Annotated in this window: 22 protein-coding genes; 11 read left to right on the top strand and 11 right to left on the bottom strand. The window is 72.3% G+C overall.

What is annotated here, in order from left to right:
• Positions 1-105 precede the first annotated feature (105 nt).
• Complete coding sequence (locus ACFV7Q_RS04030; protein ID WP_385423312.1) at positions 106-795, top strand: VC0807 family protein; 690 nt, start codon at positions 106-108, stop codon at positions 793-795.
• Between the two features lie 68 nt (positions 796-863).
• Here the strand turns inward: ACFV7Q_RS04030 and ACFV7Q_RS04025 are convergent, their stop codons facing one another.
• Complete coding sequence (locus ACFV7Q_RS04025; RefSeq protein ID WP_385423310.1) at positions 864-2,246, bottom strand: glycine--tRNA ligase; 1,383 nt, start codon at positions 2,244-2,246, stop codon at positions 864-866.
• Between the two features lie 154 nt (positions 2,247-2,400).
• Here ACFV7Q_RS04025 and ACFV7Q_RS04020 point away from each other — a divergent pair, with 154 nt between their 5' ends.
• From ACFV7Q_RS04020 to ACFV7Q_RS04005, 4 genes are all read left to right on the top strand, one after another.
• A complete protein-coding gene (locus ACFV7Q_RS04020; protein WP_385423308.1) occupies positions 2,401-3,426 on the top strand; it encodes a metal ABC transporter substrate-binding protein in 1,026 nt (341 codons plus the stop codon).
• A gap of 23 nt (positions 3,427-3,449) precedes the next feature.
• A complete protein-coding gene (locus ACFV7Q_RS04015) occupies positions 3,450-4,241 on the top strand; it encodes a metal ABC transporter ATP-binding protein (RefSeq protein WP_385423306.1) in 792 nt (263 codons plus the stop codon).
• Positions 4,241-5,107, top strand: a complete 867-nt coding sequence (locus ACFV7Q_RS04010; protein WP_385423305.1) for a metal ABC transporter permease — start codon at positions 4,241-4,243, stop codon at positions 5,105-5,107. Before ACFV7Q_RS04015 ends, ACFV7Q_RS04010 begins: the two co-directional genes overlap by 1 nt.
• 62 nt (positions 5,108-5,169) lie before the next feature.
• Complete coding sequence (locus tag ACFV7Q_RS04005; RefSeq protein WP_385423303.1) at positions 5,170-5,604, top strand: Fur family transcriptional regulator; 435 nt, start codon at positions 5,170-5,172, stop codon at positions 5,602-5,604.
• Positions 5,605-5,649: 45 nt separating this feature from the next.
• Here the strand turns inward: ACFV7Q_RS04005 and ACFV7Q_RS04000 are convergent, their stop codons facing one another.
• The 5 genes from ACFV7Q_RS04000 to ACFV7Q_RS03980 form a co-directional block, all read right to left on the bottom strand.
• Positions 5,650-6,207, bottom strand: a complete 558-nt coding sequence (locus ACFV7Q_RS04000; RefSeq protein ID WP_385423301.1) for a YcxB family protein — start codon at positions 6,205-6,207, stop codon at positions 5,650-5,652.
• A gap of 138 nt (positions 6,208-6,345) precedes the next feature.
• Positions 6,346-7,173 carry an isoprenyl transferase gene (locus ACFV7Q_RS03995; RefSeq protein WP_385423458.1) on the bottom strand — a complete coding sequence of 276 codons (828 nt, stop codon included), beginning with the start codon at positions 7,171-7,173 and terminating at the stop codon, positions 6,346-6,348.
• 23 nt (positions 7,174-7,196) lie between these two features.
• Positions 7,197-7,943, bottom strand: a complete 747-nt coding sequence (gene recO, locus ACFV7Q_RS03990; protein ID WP_385423299.1) for a DNA repair protein RecO — start codon at positions 7,941-7,943, stop codon at positions 7,197-7,199.
• Positions 7,944-8,026: 83 nt separating this feature from the next.
• Positions 8,027-9,583, bottom strand: a complete 1,557-nt coding sequence (locus ACFV7Q_RS03985; RefSeq protein WP_385423297.1) for a nucleobase:cation symporter-2 family protein — start codon at positions 9,581-9,583, stop codon at positions 8,027-8,029.
• A gap of 599 nt (positions 9,584-10,182) precedes the next feature.
• Positions 10,183-10,878 carry a TerB family tellurite resistance protein gene (locus tag ACFV7Q_RS03980; protein WP_385423295.1) on the bottom strand — a complete coding sequence of 232 codons (696 nt, stop codon included), beginning with the start codon at positions 10,876-10,878 and terminating at the stop codon, positions 10,183-10,185.
• Positions 10,879-11,081: 203 nt separating this feature from the next.
• On the opposite strand from ACFV7Q_RS03980, the gene ACFV7Q_RS03975 reads away from it, so the two are divergent.
• Positions 11,082-11,840, top strand: coding sequence for an SDR family NAD(P)-dependent oxidoreductase (locus ACFV7Q_RS03975; protein WP_385423293.1), 759 nt, complete (start codon positions 11,082-11,084; stop codon positions 11,838-11,840).
• A gap of 93 nt (positions 11,841-11,933) precedes the next feature.
• Here the strand turns inward: ACFV7Q_RS03975 and leuA are convergent, their stop codons facing one another.
• Positions 11,934-13,697 (bottom strand): 2-isopropylmalate synthase, encoded by a 1,764-nt coding sequence (leuA, locus tag ACFV7Q_RS03970; RefSeq protein ID WP_385423291.1) that lies wholly within the window; start codon positions 13,695-13,697, stop codon positions 11,934-11,936.
• Between the two features lie 362 nt (positions 13,698-14,059).
• Between leuA and ACFV7Q_RS03965 the strand changes: the two genes are divergently transcribed.
• The 4 genes from ACFV7Q_RS03965 (at position 14,060) to ACFV7Q_RS03950 (ending at position 17,178) form a co-directional block, all read left to right on the top strand.
• Entirely contained in the window at positions 14,060-15,151 is a 1,092-nt protein-coding gene (locus ACFV7Q_RS03965; protein WP_385423289.1) for a M4 family metallopeptidase, read from the top strand.
• Between the two features lie 28 nt (positions 15,152-15,179).
• Complete coding sequence (locus tag ACFV7Q_RS03960) at positions 15,180-15,449, top strand: protealysin inhibitor emfourin (RefSeq protein WP_385423287.1); 270 nt, start codon at positions 15,180-15,182, stop codon at positions 15,447-15,449.
• Between the two features lie 27 nt (positions 15,450-15,476).
• Entirely contained in the window at positions 15,477-16,304 is an 828-nt protein-coding gene (locus ACFV7Q_RS03955) for a GNAT family N-acetyltransferase (RefSeq protein ID WP_385423285.1), read from the top strand.
• A 148-nt stretch (positions 16,305-16,452) separates the two neighbouring features.
• Positions 16,453-17,178 (top strand): class I SAM-dependent methyltransferase, encoded by a 726-nt coding sequence (locus ACFV7Q_RS03950; RefSeq protein WP_385423283.1) that lies wholly within the window; start codon positions 16,453-16,455, stop codon positions 17,176-17,178.
• A 64-nt stretch (positions 17,179-17,242) separates the two neighbouring features.
• Here the strand turns inward: ACFV7Q_RS03950 and era are convergent, their stop codons facing one another.
• From era to ACFV7Q_RS03935, 3 genes are all read right to left on the bottom strand, one after another.
• Positions 17,243-18,193 carry a GTPase Era gene (gene era / locus ACFV7Q_RS03945; RefSeq protein ID WP_385423281.1) on the bottom strand — a complete coding sequence of 317 codons (951 nt, stop codon included), beginning with the start codon at positions 18,191-18,193 and terminating at the stop codon, positions 17,243-17,245.
• Between the two features lie 57 nt (positions 18,194-18,250).
• Entirely contained in the window at positions 18,251-19,708 is a 1,458-nt protein-coding gene (locus ACFV7Q_RS03940; RefSeq protein ID WP_385423279.1) for a beta-xylosidase, read from the bottom strand.
• A 142-nt stretch (positions 19,709-19,850) separates the two neighbouring features.
• Complete coding sequence (locus tag ACFV7Q_RS03935) at positions 19,851-20,891, bottom strand: GlxA family transcriptional regulator (protein ID WP_385423277.1); 1,041 nt, start codon at positions 20,889-20,891, stop codon at positions 19,851-19,853.
• Positions 20,892-20,962: 71 nt separating this feature from the next.
• Here ACFV7Q_RS03935 and ACFV7Q_RS03930 point away from each other — a divergent pair, with 71 nt between their 5' ends.
• Positions 20,963-22,327 carry an MFS transporter gene (locus tag ACFV7Q_RS03930; protein ID WP_385423275.1) on the top strand — a complete coding sequence of 455 codons (1,365 nt, stop codon included), beginning with the start codon at positions 20,963-20,965 and terminating at the stop codon, positions 22,325-22,327.
• Between the two features lie 146 nt (positions 22,328-22,473).
• On the opposite strand, the gene ACFV7Q_RS03925 is transcribed toward ACFV7Q_RS03930, so the two are convergent.
• Complete coding sequence (locus ACFV7Q_RS03925) at positions 22,474-22,830, bottom strand: cytidine deaminase (protein ID WP_385423273.1); 357 nt, start codon at positions 22,828-22,830, stop codon at positions 22,474-22,476.
• Positions 22,831-22,872: the final 42 nt, after the last annotated feature.

Genomic DNA, 22,872 nt, shown 5'->3' with positions numbered 1-22,872 from the left:
TTTTGAGCGGCCCGCACTCGCTCACACCCCGTCAAGTTTTACGGTTCCCCTACCGCACATCATCAAGCAGTTGCAGGGGGAACCTTGTCCGCCGACACATCTCAGGTGACACGACCGGAGCCTCCGGCCCGGTCCGGGGGCGCAGCCGCGCTCGGCTGGATCGTGACGATCGGCCTCAACGTCGTGGCGCCGATCATCACGTACCACCAGCTGCGCGACCACGGCTGGAGCGAGTTCGCGGCGCTACTGGCCAGCGGCGCCTGGCCCGTCCTGGACAGCGCCATCCACGTGGCCTGGCGCCGGAAGCTCGACGAGTTCGCCATCGTCACCCTGGTGTTCATGGCGATCACGGCCGTCGTCTCGCTGGTCGGGGCGCACTCGGCCCGAGCCCTGATGGTCAAGGACTCCTGCGTGACCGGCCTGTTCGGTCTGCTCTGCCTCGCCACGCTGCTCGCGCCGCGGCCGCTGATGTTCTACTTCGGCCGCAAGTTCGCCACCGACGGCACCCGTGAGAGCACCGCCTGGTGGAACGGCCTGTGGCAGTTCGAGGGCTTTCGCCGCACGATGAACGTGATGACGACGGTGTGGGGCGTGGCGTACCTCGCGGAGGCGGGCGTGCGCATCGCCCTGGCGTACGTCCTGAGCACCGACACCATGGTCGTCCTCAGCCCGATCCTGATCTACGGGGTGCTCGGCGCGCTGGCGCTGTGGACCGCCCTCTACGGCAAGCGCTCGAAGGCCCAGGGCGAGCGCCGCGCCGCGGCCGCGGCCGCCACCCGGGCGTCCGCGGGCTGACCCGGCCGGGAACGACGGTGGCCCGGTGCGCAGCACGCGCACCGGGCCACCGGCCGTTCCGGCGGAACCTAGCAGCCGAGCAGGCGGCTGCCGAGGTAAGCCTGGATCTGGTCCAGGGAGACCCGCTCCTGCTTCATGGTGTCGCGCTCGCGCACGGTCACCGCGTTGTCGTCCAGGGTGTCGAAGTCGACGGTCACGCAGAACGGCGTACCGATCTCGTCCTGGCGGCGGTAGCGGCGGCCGATGGCGCCCGCGTCGTCGAACTCGATGTTCCAGTGCTTGCGCAGGTCGGCGGCGAGGCCCTTGGCCTTCGGCGACAGCTGCGGGTTGCGGGACAGCGGCAGGACGGCGACCTTGATCGGGGCCAGGCGCGGGTCGAGGCGCATCACGGTGCGCTTCTCCATGACGCCCTTGGCGTTCGGGGCCTCGTCCTCGTTGTACGCGTCGAGCATGAAGGCGAGCATGGCGCGGTTGACGCCGGCCGCCGGCTCGATGACGTACGGGGTGTAGCGCTCACCGGCCTCCTGGTCGAAGAAGGTGAGGTCCTGACCGGAGGCCGCGGAGTGGGCCTTGAGGTCGTAGTCGGTGCGGTTGGCGATGCCCTCCAGCTCGGAGAACTCGCTGCCGCCGAAGTTGAAGCGGTACTCGATGTCGGCGGTGCGCTTCGAGTAGTGGGAGAGCTTCTCCTTCGGGTGGTCGTACCAGCGGATGTTCTCCTCACGGATGCCCAGGTCGCGGTACCAGTTCCACCGCTCCTGCATCCAGTACTCCTGCCACTGGTCGTCCTCGCCCGGCTTGACGAAGAACTCCATCTCCATCTGCTCGAACTCGCGGGTGCGGAAGATGAAGTTGCCGGGCGTGATCTCGTTGCGGAAGGACTTGCCCATCTGCGCGATGCCGAACGGCGGCTTCTTGCGCGAGGAGGTCTGGACGAGGGCGAAGTTGGTGAAGATGCCCTGGGCGGTCTCGGGGCGCAGGTACGCCTTGGAGCCGGTGTCCTGGGTCGGGCCGAGGTGGGTCTCCAGCATGCCGGAGAACTGCTTCGGCTCGGTGAACTGGCCCTTCACACCACAGTTGGGGCAGTTGATGTCGGCAAGGCCGTTCTCGGGGAGGCGGCCGTGCTTGGCCTCGTACGCCTCTTCCAGGTGGTCGGCGCGGTGACGCTTGTGGCAGGAGGTGCACTCGGTCAGCGGGTCCGAGAAGGTGGCGACGTGGCCCGAGGCCACCCAGACCTCGGGGGCCAGGATCACGGAGGAGTCGATGCCGACGATGTCCTCACGGCCGGTGACCATCGCCTTCCACCACTGGCGCTTGATGTTCTCCTTGAGCTCAACACCAAGCGGACCGTAGTCCCAGGCAGCCCTGGAGCCACCGTAGATCTCACTGCACGGGTAAACGAAGCCACGGCGCTTGCTCAGGCTGACGATGGTTTCGATCTTGTCGGCGGCCACGGTGCTCTCTTCATGACGAGGACGAACGCGAATGCCTCAGAGTAGCGGCGCCCGCACCCTCCCTTTCAAATCGGTATCCCCTTTGACGGTCCGCCCGCCCCCCGACCACCTGGGTTTTTGACAACGGTTTCCATTCCTGATGAAAATGGATGTCATGAACGTACGCCGCCTCATACCCACCGCCGCCCTCGCCGGAGCCGTCGCCCTCGGCGCCACGGCCCTCACCGCCTGTTCCGGAGCGGCCGCCTCGGGCGGCGGCGAGGACGGCAAGCTCGCCGTGACGGCGTCGTTCTACCCGATGCAGTTCCTCGCCGAACAGATCGGCAAGGACCACGTGACCGTCACCTCCCTGACCAAGCCGGGCGTCGAGCCGCACGACCTGGAGATCACCCCGAAGCAGACCGGCCAGCTCGGCGAGTCCGACGTGGTCCTCTACCTCAAGGGCCTCCAGCCCGCCGTCGACAAGGCCGTCGCCCAGTCCGGCGTGAAGAACGTCGTCGACGCCGCCTCCCTCACGACGCTGGAGGCCCACGGCTCCGCCGGCCACGACCACGGCCACGCCCCCGAGGGCGAGCAGGGCCACACCGACGAGCACGGCCACGCGGACGAGCACGGCCACGCGGACGAGCACGGCCACGACCACGGCAAGGGCGAGGCCGGCGGCGACCCGCACATCTGGCTCGACCCGACGAAGTACGCCGAGGTCGCCAAGGGCGTCGGGGCAGCCCTGGAGAAGGCCGACCCCGGTCACGCGGCGGACTACAAGAAGAACACCGACGAGCTCGTCGGCAAACTGACCGCCCTCGACACGGAGTTCAAGGACGGCCTGAAGAACACCGGGTCCAAGACCTTCATCACCACCCATGCCGCCTTCGGCTACCTCGCCGAGCGCTACGGCCTCGACCAGGAGGGCATCTCCGGCGTCGACCCGGAGTCCGAGCCGAGCCCCGCCCGGATGAAGGAGCTCCAGGAGCTCGCGAAGAAGGAGAATGTCTCCACCGTGTTCTTCGAGACCCTGGCCAGCGACAAGACGGCCAAGAGCCTCGCCGCCGACACGGGCCTGAAGACCGACGTCCTCGACCCGCTCGAGGGAATCACCGACACCTCCCAGGGCGCTGACTACTTCGAGGTCATGCGGTCCAACCTCAAGAACCTGCAGAAGGCGCTCGGGAGCAAGTAGTGGCAGTAACGGAGGCGCGTGCCATGGAGTCCCAGCCCGCCGAGGCAGCAGAGCAGCCCGTCATATCCCTGCGCGGGGCCGTCGCCTCGCTCGGCTCGCGCCCCGTGCTGCGCGGGGTCGACCTCACCGTCCGGCGCGGCGAGGTCGTCGCCCTGCTCGGCGCCAACGGATCCGGCAAGTCCACGGCCGTGCGCGCCGTCGTCGGCCAGGTGCCCCTGTCGGGCGGTGAGCTGTGGCTGTTCGGCACCGAGTTCAAGCGCTTCCGGGACTGGTCGCGCATCGGCTACGTCCCGCAGCGCACGACCGCCGCCAGCGGTGTCCCCGCCACCGTCCGCGAGGTCGTCTCCGCCGGCCGCCTGGCCCGCTCCCGCTTCGGCCTCCTGCGCAAGGCCGACAAGGCCGCCGTCGAGCGGGCCCTGGCCCTGGTCGGCATGGACGCGCACGGGCACGCATCCGTGAACGCCCTCTCCGGCGGCCAGCACCAGCGCGTGCTCATCGCCCGGGCGCTCGCCGGCGAACCCGAATTGTTGATCATGGACGAGCCGATGGCCGGCGTCGACCTCGCCAACCAGGAGGTCCTCGCCACCGCCCTGCGCGAGCAGGTCGCGGCCGGCTCGTCCGTCCTGCTCGTCCTGCACGAGCTGGGCCCGCTGGAGCCGCTGATCGACCGCGCCGTCGTCCTGCGCGACGGCTGCGTCGTCCACGACGGGCCGCCCCCCGAAGCCGTGGGCCAGCACGCCCTGCCCGGCCACGACCACGTACACCCCCACGCGGCGCACGACGCCGAGCCCCTGCGGACGGGACTGCTGAGCTGATGGACCTCCTCACCTACGCCTTCATGCAGCGGGCCCTGATCGCGGCCGTGCTGGTCGGCCTCACCGCGCCCGCCATCGGCACGTACCTCGTCCAGCGCCGCCAGGCCGTCATGGGGGACGGCATCGGGCACGTGGCCATGACCGGTGTCGCGCTCGGCTTCCTGCTGAACGCCAGCCCGGTGTGGATCGCGACCCTCGTCGCGATCGTCGGCGCGGTCGGCATGGAGCTCATCCGCTCCCGCGGCAGGACCAGCGGCGACATCGCGCTCGCCATGCTCTTCTACGGCGGCCTGGCCGGCGGTGTCATGATCATCAACCTGGCTCCGGGCGGCTCCACCGCCAACCTGACCAGTTACCTCTTCGGCTCCATCACCACCGTCTCGGCCGAGGACGTCACCGCCGTGGTGGTCCTCGCGGCCTTCGTGGTCGCCGTGACCCTGGGTCTGCGCCGCCAGCTGTTCGCCGTCTGCCAGGACGAGGAGTTCGCCCGGGTCACCGGCCTGCCGGTGCGCCTGCTGAACCTGCTGATCGCGGTCACCGCCGCCGTCACCGTCACCGTGGCCATGCGGATCGTCGGCCTGCTGCTGGTCAGCGCGATGATGGTGATCCCCGTCGCAGCCGCCCAGCGCGTCACCCGCGGGTTCACCGCCACCCTGGCGACGGCCATGGCCATCGGCGTGCTCGTTTCGCTGTCCGGGACGGTGACCACGTACTACATCGACGCCCCTTCCGGCGGCACCATCGTGCTGCTCGCCATCGGCGTCTTCATGGTGATGACCGCGCTGTCCGCGCCGCTGGCCCGGCGCCGGGCGAACGCCGCCCGCGCCGCCGAGGCGGTCTGCTCCCGGGACGACGTAAAGGTCTAGGACGGCGGGGGACGGATCGCAGCCTGGCACAATGGGCGCGAGGCCGACACGAGGAGGAACCGGTGGCGACTGCGCCTGGCGAGACGAATACCGCGCCAGTACGAGGACGATCCACCCGGCAGCGGGCAGCCGTCGCGGCAGCACTGGACGAGGTGGACGAGTTCCGCAGCGCCCAGGAGCTGCACGACATGCTCAAGCACCGCGGCGACTCCGTGGGCCTGACCACGGTCTACCGGACCCTCCAGTCCCTCGCCGACGCCGGTGAGGTCGACGTGCTGCGGACCAGCGACGGCGAGTCCGTCTACCGGCGCTGCTCCACCGGCGACCACCACCATCACCTGGTCTGCCGCGGCTGCGGCAAGGCCGTGGAGGTCGAGGGCCCGGCCGTGGAGAAGTGGGCGGAGTCCATCGCGGCCGAGCACGGCTTCGTGAACGTCGCCCACACGGTGGAGATCTTCGGCACCTGCGCCGACTGCGCGGCCGCCGCAGCGTCCTGAACGGCCCAGTCCGGTTCTGACTCCGGTCTAGTGGGTCCGCGAGGGCTACAGGCGGCGCAGGCGGGCGTCCAGGAGCGCCCGCAGCCGGTTCACGTCCCCGGGCCCCCGGACGCCGCGCTTGGGGATCACCGTTATGGCCGCCGCCCCCTTCGCCACGTCCAGCAGCACGAAGGTGTCGGCTGTCTCGGCGTACACGGGCTGCGCGCCCCACTCCATCCGGGTCGAGGAGCGCGCCGTCGTCACCTGGATCCCGGTCCCGTCGACGACCGTGCGGGTCGCGCCCGCCTTCGCGAGCAGCCCGGCGAACGCGCGCGCCCTCAGCCGCGGCCCCCACACGGCGAGCCCGCACAGCAGCAGCCCGCCGGCGAGCACGGGCAGGCCGTTGGGCCCCGGCTGCCCGGCCGCGAGCGCTTCGCCGCCCAGGACCACCAGCGCGATCCCGACGAGGGGCACGAGCCAGCGCTGCCGGCGCAGCGCCGGCGTGGCGGTGTTCCGGACCCGGAACGCCTGCGCCAGATCGGCCGTGGTCACCTCGTAGACGAGCTCGACGGCCGCTTCCCGGTCCCCGGGCGCGCCCGGGCGTTCCATTCCCTGCATGGACATGACAGCAGCCTACAACCGCGGCCGCCCGCGGGCCCCGGTCATGGCGGCGGGCCGCCCCGTGGTGCACCTCAACGGACAGCCGGTCCCGCCACAGCCCCGGCTTCCGTGGTCACGGCACGGAAGCCGGGGCGTGCAGGGTCAGCCCGCGGAGACGGGGGGTTCCACCTGGTTCGGAACGGCGCCGCCGAAGCGGCGGTCGCGCTGGGCGTACTCCAGGCAGGCCTGCCACAGGTGGCGGCGGTCGAAGTCCGGCCACAGCACGTCCTGGAAGACCATCTCGGCGTACGCGCTCTGCCAGATCAGGTAGTTGGAGGTGCGCTGCTCGCCGCTGGGGCGCAGGAACAGGTCCACGTCCGGCATGTCCGGGTAGTACAGGTACTTGGCGAGGGTCTTCTCGTTGACCTTCGACGGGTCCAGCCGGCCGGCCCTCACGTCCTCGGCGAGGGCCTTGGCGGCGTCGGCGATCTCGGCGCGGCCGCCGTAGTTCATGCAGAAGTACAGCGTCAGCTTGTCGTTGCCCTTGGTCTGCTCCTGCGCGATCTGGAGCTCCTTGGCCACCGACTTCCACAGCTTGGGCATGCGGCCCACCCAGCGGACCCGGATGCCGAGCTCGTCGAGCTGGTCCCGGGTCTTGCGGATGAAGTCGCGGTTGAAGTTCATCAGGAAGCGCACCTCGTCGGGCGAGCGCTTCCAGTTCTCGGTGGAGAAGGCGTACAGGGAGATGTTGCCGACGCCCATCTCGATGGCCCCCTGGAGGACGTCGAGGACCCGCTCGGCGCCCACCTTGTGGCCCTCGGTGCGCGGCAAGCCGCGCTCCTTGGCCCAGCGGCCGTTGCCGTCCATCACGATGGCGACGTGCTCCGGGACGAGCTCACCGGGGATCTTCGGCGGCCGGGCACCGGAGGGGTGCGGCTCGGGAAGCGTGTACTCGCGGCGGGAGCGTCCCAGGAATCCGCGTACTGCCATGGCGCTGTGGTCTCCGATCTCGGTCACTTCTCTACGTAACGCAAGGAGCGCAGTCCGCGCTCCAGATGCCAGTGCAGATAGGCGGAGACGAGTCCGCTCCCCTCGCGCACGTACCGCGGCTCCGCCGCGTCGGCGGTCGCCCAGTCCCCCGTCAGCAGGGCGCTGAGCAACCCGATGGCCTCAGCAGATGGTACGACGCTGCCGGCCACCCGGCAGTCGCCGCAGACTACCCCGCCCGCGGAGACGGAGAAGTGGCGGTTGGGGCCGTGGATTCCGCACTTGGCGCAGTCGTCGAAGCTGGGCGCGTAGCCGTTGACCGCGAGCGAGCGCAGGAGGAAGGCGTCCAGGATCAGGTTCGGGGCGTGCTCGCCGCGGGAAAGCGTGCGCAGGGCCCCGACGAGCAGCAGGTACTGCTGGACGGCGGGCTCGCCCTCGTTCTCGGTGAACCGTTCGGCGGTCTCCAGCATCACGGTGCCGGCGGTGTAGCGGGCGTAATCGGTGACGATGCCGTTGCCGTACGGGGCGATGATCTCGGTCTGGGTGCACAGGGGCAGGCTGCGGCCGACGAGTTCGCTGCCGCGGGCGAAGAACTGCACGTCGGCGTGGGAGAAAGGTTCCAGCCCGGCGCCGAACTTCGATTTGGTGCGCCGCACGCCGCGGGCAACGGCCCGCACCCGTCCGTGGCCGCGGGTCAGCAGCGTGATGATGCGGTCCGCCTCCCCGAGCTTCTGGGTGCGCAGCACGATGCCGTCGTCGCGGAACAGACTCATGCGCCCATTGTCGCCCGCTGCCGGGGCAGCGACGGCCCCCGCCCGGACACCGGTCCGGACGGGGGCCGCCGCCCGTGGGGAGGTCAGGAGGCGGGTGCGGGCGCGCCCTCGGCGTCGGGTTCCGCCTCCGGCCCGGCGGGGGCGGCCGCGGACGGGGCGGCCGGAGCCGGGGCGGGGGCCGCAGGGGCAGCCGGGTCGGCCGGCGCTGTAGGGGCGCTCGCCGGGACGACGGGGGCGCCCGCCTGTGCGGGTAGCTCCGCCGGGAGGGCGGCGGTGTGCGCGTCATCCCGAGCCAGGCCGTTGAAGACCAGGTTGAGCACGATCGCCGCCGTGGCACCGAGCGTCACACCGCTGTTGAGCAGTGAGGAGAGGTCCGGGTCCATGTGGTCCTTGAACAGGACCGGGACCGTGGCCGGGAGCAGGGCGAAGGCCAGGGAGACGCCCACGACCAGCGCGTTCTTCTCCTCCTTGAGGTCGACCTTGGCGAGGGTCTGGATACCGGCCAGGGCGACCATGGCGAACATGACGGTCGCGGCTCCGCCGAGGACCCCGTGCGGGACGGAGGCGACGATCGCGGCGGCCTTCGGCAGCAGCCCCAGGATGATCATGAACACGCCGGCCGCGACGACCACGAAGCGGCTCTTGACCTTGGTCATCCGCACGAGGCCGACGTTCTCGGCGAAGGCCACGTACGGGAAGGAGTTGAGCACGCCGCCGAGCGCGGTGGCGGCGCCGTCGGCCCGCAGGGCGCGGGCCACGGTCTCGCTGTCGACCTCCTTGCCGACGATGTCGCCGACGGCGTAGGTGTCACCGGTCGTCTCGACCATGGTGATCAGCATGACGATGAGCATGAGGAGGATCGGGAACCACTCGAACTTCGGCGCCCCGAAGTGGAACGGGGTCGTGATGCCGATCCAGTCCGCATCGGCAACGCTGCCGAACTTCGCGTCCCCCAGGAGGAAGGCGACGGCCGTTCCGCCGACGAGCCCGAGCAGGATGGCGATCGAGGAGAGGAAGGGCCTGCCCAGCTTCATCAGCAGCAGGATGAAGAGCATGGTGCCGCCCGCGTAGGCGAAGTGCTCGGGGTCGCCGAAGTCCGGGCTGCCGAGGCCTCCCGCCGCGTCGTTGAGGCCGACCGGCAGCAGGACGATGCCGAGCACCGTGATGACCGTGCCGGTGACGACCGGCGGGAACAACCGCATGACCGCCCTGAACGCCTTGGCGGGCAGCCAAGCGAAGGCGAAGGTGGCGATGCCGGCCGTGATGACGGCTCCGTAGATCACCAAGAGGGCTGCGGTGCCCCCGCCGGCGCCGAGGCCGATGGCGATCATCGGGGAGACGGCCGTGAAGGTGACGCCCTGGATCAGCGGGAGGCGGGCACCGATCCGGCCGATGCCCCATGCCTGGATGATGGAGGCGATGCCGCAGGTGAACAGGTCTGCGTTGATCAGGTAGACCAGCTCTTCGGGGCTCAGCTTCAGTGCGCCGCCCACGATGATCGGGACGATCACCGCACCGGCGTAGAAGGCGAGTACGTGCTGGAAGCCGTAGAGGGCGAGTTGGGGGACGGGGAGCACCTCGTCGACCGGGTGGGTGCTCTGCTCTCCGTCGGTGGAGAGCCGGGCGGCGACACGTGCCATCGACCTTGCCCTTCAAGAGGTGGTGAACGAGTGGAAGCTGGTTATCCCTGGGCGAAGTGGGTCGCTACCCCGTTGGTTCGCCAGGGTTGGCAGTGCGTTCACGTGAATCGAAGCCCCGCTGTGTTACCGGCGGCGTCTCGGCGTGTGTCCGGAATTGAACGCCTGTGGGAGGCCTCGCAGATATCGTCGACTTCCACAAATTGTTGATCGATGGGCGGACCGGATCTGTGGGTTCCTCCAGTGGCGTACGCCCCCGTAGCGGGATATGGCCCGCGCGCTGCCGAAACCCGCCCCCTCCTGCGCACCCGCGAAGCCTCCCCTCGCGACGTGCGACGATGCGCTTCACAGGCGTGCGGACGGCAAAGAAGAGCGGACCGCTCCGGTGTCCACCTGGTGGGACCACCGGCACCGGCGGAGGGCGGAGTTCACCCGTCCCGCGATGCGATTTCGGCCCCGTGAGGCCGGATCGTTACCTCGGCCGGGCCGTTTCGGCCGCCTGGAGCACCACCCTGGGCACCCCGGCCCGGCCGGGCGTTGCGCTCCGTATACGGCCGGGCCCGCCGTGCCGCTGCGGCCCGGGCCGCGTCGCGGCGGGCCCGTCAGGGGGCGCGCACGGCCGACAGCAGGCGCGCCACCTCGTCGGAGCCCATCCGCAACGCCGCGCCGACCCTGGTGAGCACCTCGCGCTCGGCGGGGGTGTACGGGCCGTCCGCGAGGGCGATCCGGGCGCCCTGGAGCAGGATCGACTCCCGTCCGGGTCCGGCCAGGTGCGGCTCCAGCGGTTCCAGCGCCTCGTGCAGCTCGATGGCCAGGGCGGCGCCGCAGCAGTCGGGGGCGTCGTACAGGCCGAGCCGGCCCTCCTCGCTGGCCAGTGCCTGTACGAGGGACTCCAGCTGCTCCTGCGTGCAGTCCTGGAAGCCGGCTGCCCGTACGGTCGACACGGCGGCTTCCAGTGCGCCGCGCGCGGAGGTCCCGCCCGCCGCCAGCACGGCCAGGGCCACGGTGTGCACGGCGTCGCGCAGCAGCGCCGAGAAGCGGGTGGTGGTGAGCTGGTCGAGGACGTCGGGGTCGAAGCGCTCCCGGCAGCCCTGGCATTCGACGACGGGTCCGGCCTCGCCGCGCGACAGCAGTGGGACGCCGAGGACGGTGAACCGGCGGCGTCCGGTGCGCCGGCGGTAGTTGCGGTCGCCGCCGCAGCCCGGGCAGAAGAACTCCCCGTCGCCCACCGTGCTCCACGTGGTACGGATGCCCCAGACCGCCGGCTTCCGGCCGTCCCCACCCCGAACTGGCAGCACGTCGCACCTCCGTAACTCCCCCGTGGCCGTGCGGGCACGGGCGGGACCTCCAGGCGGCATCGCCGGGTTGGCGTGATGTTAGCCACATCGGTGAGGATGCGTCAGCCGTGTGACAAGACAACATCCCCCGCCCGCGGCACTTGGCCGGTCCGTACCCCTGCGCCTCCCACGGCGGCCGGCCCGTTGTCCCTACGCTCGCCCGCGTGAACGAGAAATCCTGTCTGGTCACGGGAGCCGCGAGCGGGATCGGCCGGGCCACGGCCCGGCTGCTGGCCCGCTCCGGCGCCCGGGTGACCGCGGCCGACACCAATGGCCCCGGGCTGGAGGACCTGCGTACGGAACTGGCCGCCGAGGGGTTCGGCGTCACCGTGGTGACCGGTGACGTCGCCGATCCGGAGGACAACCGCGCGATGGTCGGGGCCGCGGTCTCGGCGTACGGGCGACTCGACGTGGCCGTGGCGAACGCCGGGGTGCTCCCCCTTTCGGACGTACGCGAGACCAGTCCCCAGGACTGGGACCGGGTCATGGCGGTGGATGGCCGCGGCATGTTCCTGACCTGCAAGTACGCGATCGAGGAGATGCTCGCGCAGCCCGACCCCGGGGGTGCGCTGGTCTGCGTCTCCTCGATTTCCGGGGTGGCCGGTCAGGCACGGCAAGCCGCGTACGGGCCGGCGAAGTTCGTGGCGTCTGGGCTGACCAAGCACCTGGCGGTGGAGTGGGCGGCGCACGGGATCCGCGTCAACGCGGTGGCACCGGGGACCATCCGGACGGAGCGGGTGCTGGCGCTGTCGCAGGAGCCGGGCGGCCCGGAGTACCTCGCGGAGGTGTCCGCCGCGCACCCGATGGGGCGGCTCGGGGAGCCGGACGAGGTGGCCCGGGTGATCGCGTTCCTGGCGTCGGACGCGGCCTCGTTCGTGACGGGCGCGGTCCTCCCGGTGGACGGCGGCTACCTCGCCCGCTGAGCGTGGGCCCCGGGACGGCGCTGCCCCGCACCTCCGGTCGGAGGGCGGGGCGGCGCAGCGGTTCTCCGGCGTTCGGCCGACCGGGCCGACGGGTCAGCGGCCGGCGCGGTTGACGGCGGAGACGACCGCCTTCAGCGAGGCGCGCGTGGTGTTGGCGTCGATGCCGATGCCCCACAGGACGCGGCCGTCGATCGCGCACTCGATGTACGAGGCGGCCACGGCGGAGGCGCCCTCGCTCATCGTGTGCTCGGTGTAGTCCAGCAGGCGGGCGTCGATGCCGATGGCGGCCAGCGCATCGAAGAAGGCCGAGATCGGGCCGTTGCCGGTGCCGTTCAGGACGGTCTCCACGCCGTCCACGACGGCCTCGACGGTCAGCGTGTCGGTGCCGTCCTTGTCGGTGGCGGTCGAGCCGGCGCGCAGCTGGATGCGGCCCCACGGGTTGTCGGGGTTGGGCAGGTACTCGTCGGAGAAGATGTCCCAGATCGCCTTCGGCGTGACCTCGCCGCCCTCGGCGTCGGTCTTGGCCTGGATGATCTTCGAGAACTCGATCTGCATGCGGCGCGGCAGGTCCAGCTTGTGGTCGTTCTTCAGGACGTAGGCGACACCGCCCTTGCCGGACTGCGAGTTGACGCGGATGACGGCCTCGTAGGAGCGGCCGACGTCCTTGGGGTCGATCGGCAGGTACGGCACGGCCCACTCGATCTCGTCCACCGTCTTGCCCTGGGCGGCCGCGTCGGCCTCCATCGCGTCGAAGCCCTTCTTGATGGCGTCCTGGTGGGAGCCGGAGAAGGCGGTGTACACCAGGTCGCCCGCGTAGGGATGGCGCGGGTGGACCGGCATCTGGTTGCAGTACTCGCTGGTGCGGCGGATCTCGTCGATCTGGGAGAAGTCGATCTGCGGGTCGATGCCCTGCGAGAACAGGTTCATGCCCAGGGTGATCAGGTCGACGTTGCCGGTGCGCTCGCCCTGCCCGAACAGGCAGCCCTCGATGCGGTCGGCGCCGGCCATCAGGGCCAGCTCGGCGGCGGCGACGGCGGTGCCACGGTCGTTGTGCGGGTGCACGGAGATGCAGATGTGCTCGCGGCGGGTCAGGTTGCGGGCCATCCACTCGAAGCGGTCCGCGTGCGTGGACGGCGTCGAACGCTCCACGGTGGCGGGCAGGTTCAGGATGATCTCGCGGCCGGGACCGGGCTGCCAGACGTCGCAGACGGCCTCGCAGACCTCCAGGGCGAAGTCCAGCTCGGTGTCGGTGAAGATCTCCGGGCTGTACTGGTAGCCGAAGACCGTCTCGGGGCCGAGCAGCTTCTCGGCGTACTCCATGACCAGGCGGGTGCCGTCGACGGCGATCTGCTTGATCTGCTCCTTGGAGCCGCGGAAGACGACCCGGCGGAAGGTCGGGGCGGTCGCGTTGTACAGGTGGACGGTGGCGCGCTTGGCGCCGACCAGCGACTCCACGGTCCGCTCGATCAGGTCCTCGCGGGCCTGGGTCAGCACGGAGATGGTGACGTCGTCCGGGATCGCGCCCTCTTCGATGATGGAGCGGACGAAGGCGAAGTCGGTCTCGCCGGAGGACGGGAAGCCGACCTCGATCTCCTTGTATCCCATGCGTACCAGCAGGTCGAACATCTCGCGCTTGCGGGCCGGCGTCATCGGGTCGATCAGCGACTGGTTGCCGTCGCGCAGGTCGGTGGACAGCCAGCGGGGCGCCTCGGTCACACGCGCGTCCGGCCAGGTGCGGTCCGGCAGGTCGACCTGCTCGTAACGGCCGTACTTGTGGATCGGCATCCCGGAGGGCTGCTGCGTGCGGGTCGCGTTCGTGATGGGCGTGGGGCGACCGACGAAGGTGTGCTGACTCATGGCGTAGGGCTCCTCGGGTGTCCGCGTGGGTATCGCTGGAACGGCCGACGGCGGTCGTAAACCGCAACACCAGACTCCGCGGGGAGGGGGTCGACCTACGACTACAGACCCTCGCCGCGGCAGCTAAGCAGAAGCAGCCCGAAACGCATGATGGGCCGAGCCTAGCCGAGCCGCGCCGTGGCGCGAGGGACCGTTTCAGTATGCGGGACCCCCATGTCCGATTTGTACCCTTTGTGAGCTACATCTCCTTCGATCGCCGAGGTCCGGTCGAAGCGTCAACACCGCCCGGCAGCTTTCAGACAACCGAATGAATCATGGTTGCAGCTAGTGACAGCAACGTAACCCACTGCCACATTGCCGGGATGGATGCCTCCCACGTTCACCACCACTCCGACGGCCGCACCCCCCGCCACCCGGTCTTCTGCACCGTCGTGCCGCCGCACCTGCTCGACCGGATCGCCCGGTCCGAGGACTCCCGGCGCGCCGGGGCCGCCCTGCGGACCCTCGAACACGACGGCTCCCTGCGCACCCGGCGCCGGATCACCACCGTCCGCGGGTTCACGCCCCCCGCGCTCGGGGCGCCCGTACCGGACGGACCCCGCCGGACCATCCACGACGCCCAGCACCGCACCCGGCTGCCCGGGAAGGAGGTCCGTGGCGAGGGCGACCCGGTGTCCGGGGACGCCACGGTCAACCGGGCCTACGCCGGGCTGGGGGCCACGTACGAGCTCCTGCTGACGGCCTTCGGGCGTCGCTCGATCGACGATGCCGGTCTGCCCCTGAACGCCTCCGTCCACTACGGGCAGGACTACAACAACGCCTTCTGGGACGGCGAGCAGATGGTCTTCGGCGACGGCGACGGCGACCTCTTCCTCGACTTCACCGTCGCCGTGGACGTCATCGGGCACGAGCTCGCGCACGGCGTCACCCAGTACACGGCCAACCTGGAGTACTACGGCCAGTCGGGCGCGCTCAACGAGTCGATGTCCGACGTCTTCGGCTCGCTGATCAAGCAGTACACCCTGGACCAGACGGCCGACCGGGCGGACTGGCTGATCGGCGCCGGGCTGCTCGGCCCCGACGTCACCGGGGTCGCGCTGCGCTCGATGAAGGCCCCGGGCACCGCGTACGACGACGACGAGCTCGGCAAGGACCCGCAGCCGGCCACGATGGACGACTACGTGCGCACCAACCGGGACAACGGCGGTGTCCACATCAACTCCGGCATCCCGAACCACGCGTTCTACCTGGTCGCCACCGACCTCGGCGGCAAGGCGTGGGAACGAGCGGGGCAGATCTGGTACGACACGCTGACCGGCGGCGAGCTCGCCCCCGACGCCGACTTCAAGGACTTCGCCCGGCTGTCGGCGGCGGCCGCCGCGGCCCGCTACGGGGAGGGCGGCACGGAACACCAGGCACTGCAGAAGGCATGGTCGGCGGTGGGCCTGGGATAGGCGGCCCCCGCGGGGTAGGAAGACGGTCATGCGGATTCAGGTGGTGCGGACGGGCGGTTTCGCGGGCATCGAGCGCCGGGCCGAAGTGGATACCTCGGGCCGGCCGGACGAGGACGAGTGGCAGGCCCTGGCGCAGCTGGCGCTGCGGCCCGTCGCGGCCTCTCCCGGGGCGGACCGGATCCGGGACGGGTTCTCGTACCGGATCACGGTCGACGGCCGGACGGTGACCTGCCAGGAGCCGGACCTGTCGGAAGCACAGCGCCAACTGATCACCCGGCTCCTGAAAGAAGGTGCCTGAGCAGGGCGTCTTTGCTTGGATGGCCGGATGACACCGACACTCCTGTCCCGGCTGGAGCAGTACTACGACGCCGTGCCGCGGGTCGGGGGCGCGCGGGCCGAGGACTTCGGCCCGCTGACCCTCTTCGTCCGGGAGGGTGCGGGCTGGCCGTACTACGCGCGGCCCGCACTCGGCAGCACGGGTGCCGCCGCCACCGACGTCGAACGCGTCCTCGCCCGGCAGCGGCAACTGGGCGTCCCCGAAGCCTTCGAATGGGTGGCCGAAACCAGCCCCTGGCTTCGAGCCCCGGTGGAGGCCGCGGGACTGCGGGTCCATGCGCATCCACTGATGGTGCTGGAGCCGTCCGCGCCGCGGCTGCCCGTGCATCCGGAGGTCCGGCTCCTCGGCGCGGACGACGAGTTGCTGACGGCGGCCGTCACCGTCCAGCGGATGGCCTTCGCGGCCCCGGGGACGGCGGTGGGCGCCGCGGGCCCGGCCGAGCTGGCCGTGGCGACGGCCGACCCGGCCGTCGCGGCCCACCGGAGCGCCGTGGCCGAGCGGCTGGCGTCGGGGCGGACGGCCCTGGCTGCAGCGGTGCGCGACGGGGTGGTCCTCGCAGCGGGCCAGTGCAACCCGGTCGGCGACGTCGCCGAGGTGGCCGGGGTCGGCACCCTGCCGTGGGCCCGGCGCCAGGGCCTGGCACTCGCGGTCACCGCGGCGCTGGTCGCCGATGCCCTCGCACGGGGCGCCCGTACGGTCTTCCTGTCGGCCGGGGACGAGGCGGTGGCCCGTATCTACGCCCGGGCGGGCTTCCGTACGGTGGCCACGACCCTGATCGCGGAACCCCCGGCGGACGGGGGGACGGGCGCGGCGTAGCGGGGCACGGCTCCGCGGCGGCTTGCCGAAACGGCAAAGGTGCTTGGCCGTGCGGCGGCGGGCGGCGCAGCATCGGGCACGTCCGGCCCCACCCCGGCCCGCGGCCCCGTGGCCCCGTGGCCCCGTGGCCCCCTATGGAAGGGACCCCATGCCCGAGCACGCCAACCCCCACCCCCAGCACGCCCACGACCACTCCCACCACCATGGCCACCACCATGGCGACGCCCACGGCCGGACCCCGTCCGAACCGCCGACCGGGGACCAGGAGTTCTGGGACTCCCGTTACAGCGAGAGCGACCGCATCTGGAGCGGCAAGCCCAACGCGGCCCTGGTCCGCGAGGCCGCCGACCTCGCCCCCGGCCGCGCCCTCGACCTCGGCTGCGGCGAGGGCGCCGACGCCGTGTGGCTGGCCCGCCGGGGCTGGCGGGTCACCGGGACCGACATCTCGGGCGTGGCGCTGGAGCGGGCAGCAGCGCACGCCGCCGAGGCGGGCGTCGCCGACCGCGTCGACCTCCAGCGGCACGACCTCGCCGAGTCCTTCCCCTCCGGCGAGTTCGACCTCGTCTCCGCCTGCTTCCTGCACAACTACGGGGACTTCCCGCGCGCCAGGGTCCTGCGGACCGCCGCGGCCGCCGTGGCCCCCGGCGGGATCCTGCTGGTCGTCGGCCACGGCGGGTGGGCGACCTGGCAGGAGGACGAGGCGCACCCGGAGATCGACTTCCCGACCCCCGACGAGGTGCTCGCCCAGCTGGAGCTGCCCGAGGGCGCCTGGGAAGTCCTGCGCAGGGAGGAGTACGCACGGGAGCAGGCCAGCCCCGACGGGCGGGCCGGGACCCGTGCGGACAACACCGTGAAGGTGCGTCGACTCCCCTAGCCGCCGGCCCGGCGGTCCGGCGGTCCGGCGGTCAGGCGGTCAGGCGGTCCGGCGGTCCGGCGGTCTAGAAGCCGAGCTTGCGGAGCTGCTTGGGGTCGCGCTGCCAGTCCTTGGCGACCTTCACGTGCAGGTCCAAGAAGACCGGGGTGCCCAGCAGCGCCTCGATGTGCTTGCGCGACTTCATCCCGACCTCCTTCAGCCGGGAGCCCTTGGGGCCGATGATGATGCCCTTCTGACTGGGCCGCTCGATGTAGACGTTGGCGTGGATGTCGAGCAGCGGCCGGTCCGCCGGGCGGTTCTCCCGGGGGATCATCTCCTCGACCACGACGGCGATGGAGTGGGGGAGCTCGTCGCGGACGCCCTCCAGGGCGGCCTCGCGGATCAGCTCCGCGACCATCACCATCTCGGGCTCGTCCGTGAGGTCACCCTCCGGGTAGAGCGGCGGGCTCTCCGGCAGCATCGGCGCGATCAGGTCGGCCAGCAGCTGGACCTGGTTGTCGCCGACCGCCGAGACGGGGACGATCTCGGCCCACTCGATGCCGAGCTCGGCACCGAGCTGCTGGATCGCGATGAGCTGCTCGGCCAGCTGCTTGGACTCGACCAGGTCGGTCTTGGTCACGATGGCGATCTTGGGGGTCTTCTTGATCCCCGCGAGCTCCTTGGCGATGAACTTGTCGCCGGGGCCGAGCTTCTGGTCCGCGGGCAGGCAGAAGCCGATGACGTCGACCTCGGCCCAGGTGGTCCGCACGACGTCGTTCAGCCGCTCGCCGAGCAGGGTGCGCGGCTTGTGCAGGCCGGGGGTGTCGACCAGGACCAGCTGGGCGTCGGGGCGGTGCACGATGCCGCGGACGGTGTGGCGGGTGGTCTGCGGCCGGTTGGAGGTGATCGCGACCTTGGTGCCCACGAGTGCGTTGGTCAGGGTCGACTTCCCCGCGTTGGGGCGGCCGACGAAGCAGGCGAAGCCCGCACGGTGCGGGCGGTGGGACTCGGGGGAACGATCGCTCATACGGGCCATTCTCCCCGATGCCGCCCGGGGCGCCGACCAGGCCGTCGGCCGGGGCCGCCGCCGGGATCACGACAGGGTCAGCATGAGGACCGCCCGGTACGCGCCGGGCGGGGTGTACGGCGGGAGGCTCAGGGAGACCTCTGCGTCCACCGTGAAGGCCGCCGCGCCCCCGGCCTCCGGGGTACCGGGCCCGGATGCCAAGACCGCGCCCTGCTGGCCGACCGGGCCGGGGGCGCCGGGCGTACAACGGCTCCGGGAGCCGCCGGGGGCGGGCGGGGCGGGCGGCGCGGGCGGGGCGGGCGGCGCGGCGGTGCAGGACGGGATCCAGCTCAGGGACGCCCCGGGGACTCGGATCCCGCCCGGGCCGGTGAGCTCCGTGATCCTGCCGGTCAGGGTCCATCCCGCCGCTCCGCCGCGGGTGTCCGTGACCGTGACCGTCCCGATCCGGCCGGGAGCCGCGCCGCCCGCCCCGTACCCGACCGCACCCAGGGTGATCGCTGCGCCCGCCTGGGTCAGGGACAGCCCGGCGGGCGGCGCGGGCGCCGGGGCGGGAGCGGGGTCGAGCACCGTGTACGGCGCCGGGCGCGAGCCCTCCTGCGGCGTCCACGCCGGGCCCTCGTACGCCACGACCGCGGTGGTCGCCCGGTCCGCCACCGGCAGTTCGGCGGCGAGCCGGCCCCACGCATCCGCCGCCGCCGCGGCCCGGTCCGCGGTCTCGTCGCTGCCCGCACGTCCGGCCACCGTCACGGCCGCGCCCGGGGTGAAGCCGATGCCGGTGACCCTGACCCGGGCACCCGGGGCGCCTCGGTGCGCGGCGAGCGAGACCGAGCGCAGGTTGGGACGGGGCAGCGGGGGCGCGGCGAGGCGTGCGGAGACCGGCGCCGGCGGCCCGGTGGGGGCGCAGACGGTGCCGGTGGGCAGGGTGTAGCCGCCCGGGGTGAGGGTGATCTCGCCGGGCGCGGTGACGGTGAACGCCCCCGTCATGGCCAGTTCGGCGGCCTCCGGGACAGCATCCGCATCCGCGCCAGCGCCCGGATCCGCGCCCGGATCCGCGTCCGGATCCGCGTCCGCACCGACACCAGCGACCGCGACCGGAGGCGCGCCCACTCCCGTACCCGCGTCCGGAGGCCCTGCGTCCTCGGGAGCCCGTGCCGCCGCGACCGCGACCTCCCCGCTCTGCGCGCCGCCCAGCAGGACGCGCCCGGCCGCAGCGGGCGCACCGGCGGGGGTCGCAGCGCCGGCCGGGCCCGCGGCGGGGGTCCGAGCCACCCGGTAGGTCACGGTGACCGTGTCGCCGATCCGCGGCGCGGGCCGGTCGAGGGTGATCAGGGCCCCGGTGACCCCGTCGACGGGCGGGAGTCCGGCCTCAGGGGGAGGTACGCACCGCGTCGGGAACTCCACCCGCCCCGGGGGCCCTTCCTCCTCGGCTGCGGCGGGCGGGCCCAGCGCACCCCCGGCGACGGCCGCGAGCACGGCCAGGCCGAAAGCCGCCGACCACCTCCTGCTGCCCGCCGCTGCGCGCACTGGCCGCTCCCCGGTTCCTTGGCCACGACAGGGCGCCATTGACGGGCGTGCGGCGCAACAAGTCAATGCCGGCACCAGCCCGCACCTGATGGCCCATCAGGAAGCGGCAGGATGTCGCCCACCCGCCTACGCGCAGCCCCCCTCAGCCCGTGGCGCCGCCCGGGCCGCCGTTCCCGCGCGGGCCGCCGTTACCGCGCGGGCCGCCGTTACCGCCCGCCGCCCGGAACGTCCGTCGGTACGCCGTCGGGCTCACCCCGAGCGCGGCCTGCACGTGCTTGCGCAACGACTGGGCCGTACCGAAGCCCGCCTCACGCGCGACCCGTTCCACCGGCAGGTCCGTCTGCTCCAGCAGCCGCCGGGCCCGCTCCACCCGCTGCCCGGTGATCCATTCGCCGGGGCTGGTGCCTGCTTCCTCCCGGAACCGGCGTGTGAAGGTGCGGACCGACATGGACTCCTGCCGGGCCAGGTCGGCGAGCCGCACGGGCTCGTGCAGCCGTCCCAGCACCCAGGCCCGGGCCGCCGCGGTGCTGGCCAGCTGCGGCTGTGGCACGGGGCGTTCGATGAACTGGGCCTGGCCGCCGTCCCGGTGCGGCGGTACGACGGTCCGCCGGGCCACGTCGTTGGCGACGGCCGCTCCGTGGTCCTTGCGCACGATGTGCAGGCAGAGGTCGATGCCGGCGGCGACCCCGGCGGAGGTCAGCACGTTCCCGTCGTCCGTGTACAGCACGCCCGGGTCGACCCGTACGGCCGGGAAGAGGCGCTGGAAGTGCTCGGCGTGGAACCAGTGCGTGGTGGCCGGGCGGCCGTCGAGGTATCCGGCGGCGGCCAGCACGTAGCCACCGGTGCAGATCGAGACGAGCCGGGTGCCGGGCCTGATGCGGGCCAGTGCCACGGCGAGCTCCTCGGTCAGCCTGCCCTCCTCGTACACGGGCCCGAGCTCGTACGCGGCCGGGACGACGACGGTGTCGGCGGTGGCGAGCAGCTCGGGGCCGTGCTCCACCTGGATCGCGAAGTCCGCGTCCGTCCTGACCGGGCCGGAGGTGAGGCCGCAGGTCAGGATCTCGTACAGGGGCGCCCCGGAGGCGTCCCTGGCGCGGCCGAAGATCCGGTGCGGAATGCCCAGCTCGAAGGGGAGCAGCCCGGTGAGCGCGAGGACGACGACACGGTGCGGGGCAGCAGCCATGGCCCGATCGTATCGAAGGGTGTCGGTCAGGCCACTGTCGCGGGGCGGCGCCCTGGCCGGAGGCTGTCGGCGTGAACCAGTCAGCCCCCGCCCCCTCGCCCGGTCCCTCGCCCTCGTCGCCGCCCCCGGCCAGCCCCGGTGCCACGACCGCCCCCGCACCCGTCCCACCTCCCGCCGCCCCGGGACGCGTCCACCGCGCGTGGTTCGTCGCGGCCGTCACCTTCGTGACGATCGTCGGCGCCGCCGCCTTCGCCTCCTTGCCCGGGCTGCTCATCGAGCCGCTGCACCTGGAGTTCGACTGGTCGCGGGGCACGATCGGCTTCGCCGTCTCCGTCAACCTCGCCCTCTACGGGCTCACCGCGCCGTTCGCCGCCGCCCTGATGGACCGTTTCGGCATCCGCCGGGTGGTGGCACTGGCCCTGCTCGTCATCTCCGCCGGGTCGGTCGCCACGGTGTGGATGACCGCCGCCTGGCAGTTGGTGCTGTTCTGGGGCGTGTTGGTGGGCCTGGGCAGCGGCTCGATGGCGCTGGCGTTCGCGGCCACTGTGACCAACCGCTGGTTCACCGCCCGGCGAGGCCTGGTCACCGGGGTCCTGACCGCGGCCGGGGCCTCCGGCCAGCTGGTCTTCCTGCCGCTGCTGTCCTGGCTGGTCGAGCACCACGGCTGGCGGCCCGCGGCCTTGACGGTCTCGCTGGCGGCGCTGTCCGTCGTGCCGTTCGTCTGGCTCCTGCTGCGTGACCACCCGGCGGACGTGGGCCTCGCCCCGTACGGGGGGCCGTACACGGCCAAGCCCGCGCCGGTACCGGGCGCGGCGCGGCGTGCGGTGGCGGTCCTGTTCCGGGCGGCCAGGACCGGGCCGTTCTGGCTGCTGGCGGGCACCTTCGCGATCTGCGGCGCCTCGACGAACGGCCTGGTCAAGACGCATTTCGTACCGGCCGCCCATGACCACGGGATGCCGGTGACCGCGGCCGCCGGGCTACTGGCGGTGATCGGTGTCTTCGACGTGGTCGGCACCGTGGCGTCGGGCTGGTTCACCGACCGCTTCGAGGCGCGGCGCCTGCTGGCGGTCTACTACGCCCTGCGCGGGGTGTCGCTGCTGTTCCTGCCGGTGCTGCTGGCGCCGACGGTGCACCCGCCGATGCTGTTCTTCATCGTCTTCTACGGGCTGGACTGGGTCGCGACCGTCCCGCCGACGATCGCGCTGTGCCGCGAGCACTACGGGGACGACAGTGCGATCGTCTTCGGCTGGGTGCTGGCTTCCCACCAGGTGGGCGCCGGGGCGGTGGCGTTCCTGGGCGGTGCGGCCCGCGACGCGTTCGGCTCGTACGACGTGGTCTGGTACGCGTCGGGGGCACTGTGCGCGGTGGCCGCCATGATGGCGATGGTCATCCGCCGCCGGCCGGCCGCGGCGGCCGACGCCGCCGCCGCGATCTAGCCGGGGGGCGCAACCGGGGCCCGGGCCCGTCCGTATGCCCCGCCGGCGGCGGCTTGCGCGCACACCGCTGTGCAACAGCGCGGGCCGCCGACTCGGGCACGGGCCGCCGACGCGTACGCCGGCGGCCGGGTTTGCGGGCTCCGGGGTCAGGCGCCGGCCGGCGTGGTCGAGCGGAGCGTGCCGTCCGGGGCGGCCAGCAGGACCGGGGTGTCCGGGCCGCCGAGGTCGCGTACCGCGGCGCGGTCGCTGTCGGCCACCGCGTCGGCCGTGCCGACCACGGCCGCGGCTTCGAGGGACTCGGCGCCGCTCGCCACGGCCATCGCGACCGCGGTCTGGAGCGCGCTCAGCCGGAGGGAGGGGAGCTCCACGGTCCCGGCGACGTACGTGCGGCCCGTTTCGTCCCGGACCGCCGCACCCTCGGGCACGCCGTTGCGGGCCCGGGCGCTGCGCGCCAGCGTGATGATCTTGCTGTCCTCGGGGCTGATCCCGGTGCTGTCGGTCATGGGCGAAAGCATATGGAGCGCCTCGGCGGGGCCGTACGACTG

It is taken from the genome of Streptomyces sp. NPDC059851, assembly GCF_042732005.1.
In the GTDB taxonomy this organism is placed as follows: Bacteria; Actinomycetota; Actinomycetes; order Streptomycetales; family Streptomycetaceae; genus Streptomyces.
The sequence above is the reverse complement of the archived record's forward strand: the minus strand, read 5'-3'. Positions and strand labels throughout refer to the sequence as shown.

Bases quoted from the DNA above. Each gene is read 5' to 3' on its own strand.
- ACFV7Q_RS04020 (WP_385423308.1), top strand. From the start codon at position 2,401: ATGAACGTACGCCGCCTCATACCCACCGCCGCCCTCGCCGGAGCCGTC.
- ACFV7Q_RS04015 (WP_385423306.1), top strand. From the start codon at position 3,450: ATGGAGTCCCAGCCCGCCGAGGCAGCAGAGCAGCCCGTCATATCCCTG.
- ACFV7Q_RS04010 (WP_385423305.1), top strand. From the start codon at position 4,241: ATGGACCTCCTCACCTACGCCTTCATGCAGCGGGCCCTGATCGCGGCC.
- ACFV7Q_RS04000 (WP_385423301.1), bottom strand. From the start codon at position 6,207: ATGTCCATGCAGGGAATGGAACGCCCGGGCGCGCCCGGGGACCGGGAA.
- ACFV7Q_RS03995 (WP_385423458.1), bottom strand. From the start codon at position 7,173: ATGGCAGTACGCGGATTCCTGGGACGCTCCCGCCGCGAGTACACGCTT.
- recO (WP_385423299.1), bottom strand. From the start codon at position 7,943: ATGAGTCTGTTCCGCGACGACGGCATCGTGCTGCGCACCCAGAAGCTC.
- ACFV7Q_RS03985 (WP_385423297.1), bottom strand. From the start codon at position 9,583: ATGGCACGTGTCGCCGCCCGGCTCTCCACCGACGGAGAGCAGAGCACC.
- leuA (WP_385423291.1), bottom strand. From the start codon at position 13,697: ATGAGTCAGCACACCTTCGTCGGTCGCCCCACGCCCATCACGAACGCG.
- ACFV7Q_RS03965 (WP_385423289.1), top strand. From the start codon at position 14,060: ATGGATGCCTCCCACGTTCACCACCACTCCGACGGCCGCACCCCCCGC.
- ACFV7Q_RS03960 (WP_385423287.1), top strand. From the start codon at position 15,180: ATGCGGATTCAGGTGGTGCGGACGGGCGGTTTCGCGGGCATCGAGCGC.
- ACFV7Q_RS03955 (WP_385423285.1), top strand. From the start codon at position 15,477: ATGACACCGACACTCCTGTCCCGGCTGGAGCAGTACTACGACGCCGTG.
- ACFV7Q_RS03950 (WP_385423283.1), top strand. From the start codon at position 16,453: ATGCCCGAGCACGCCAACCCCCACCCCCAGCACGCCCACGACCACTCC.
- era (WP_385423281.1), bottom strand. From the start codon at position 18,193: ATGGCCCGTATGAGCGATCGTTCCCCCGAGTCCCACCGCCCGCACCGT.
- ACFV7Q_RS03935 (WP_385423277.1), bottom strand. From the start codon at position 20,891: ATGGCTGCTGCCCCGCACCGTGTCGTCGTCCTCGCGCTCACCGGGCTG.
- ACFV7Q_RS03925 (WP_385423273.1), bottom strand. From the start codon at position 22,830: ATGACCGACAGCACCGGGATCAGCCCCGAGGACAGCAAGATCATCACG.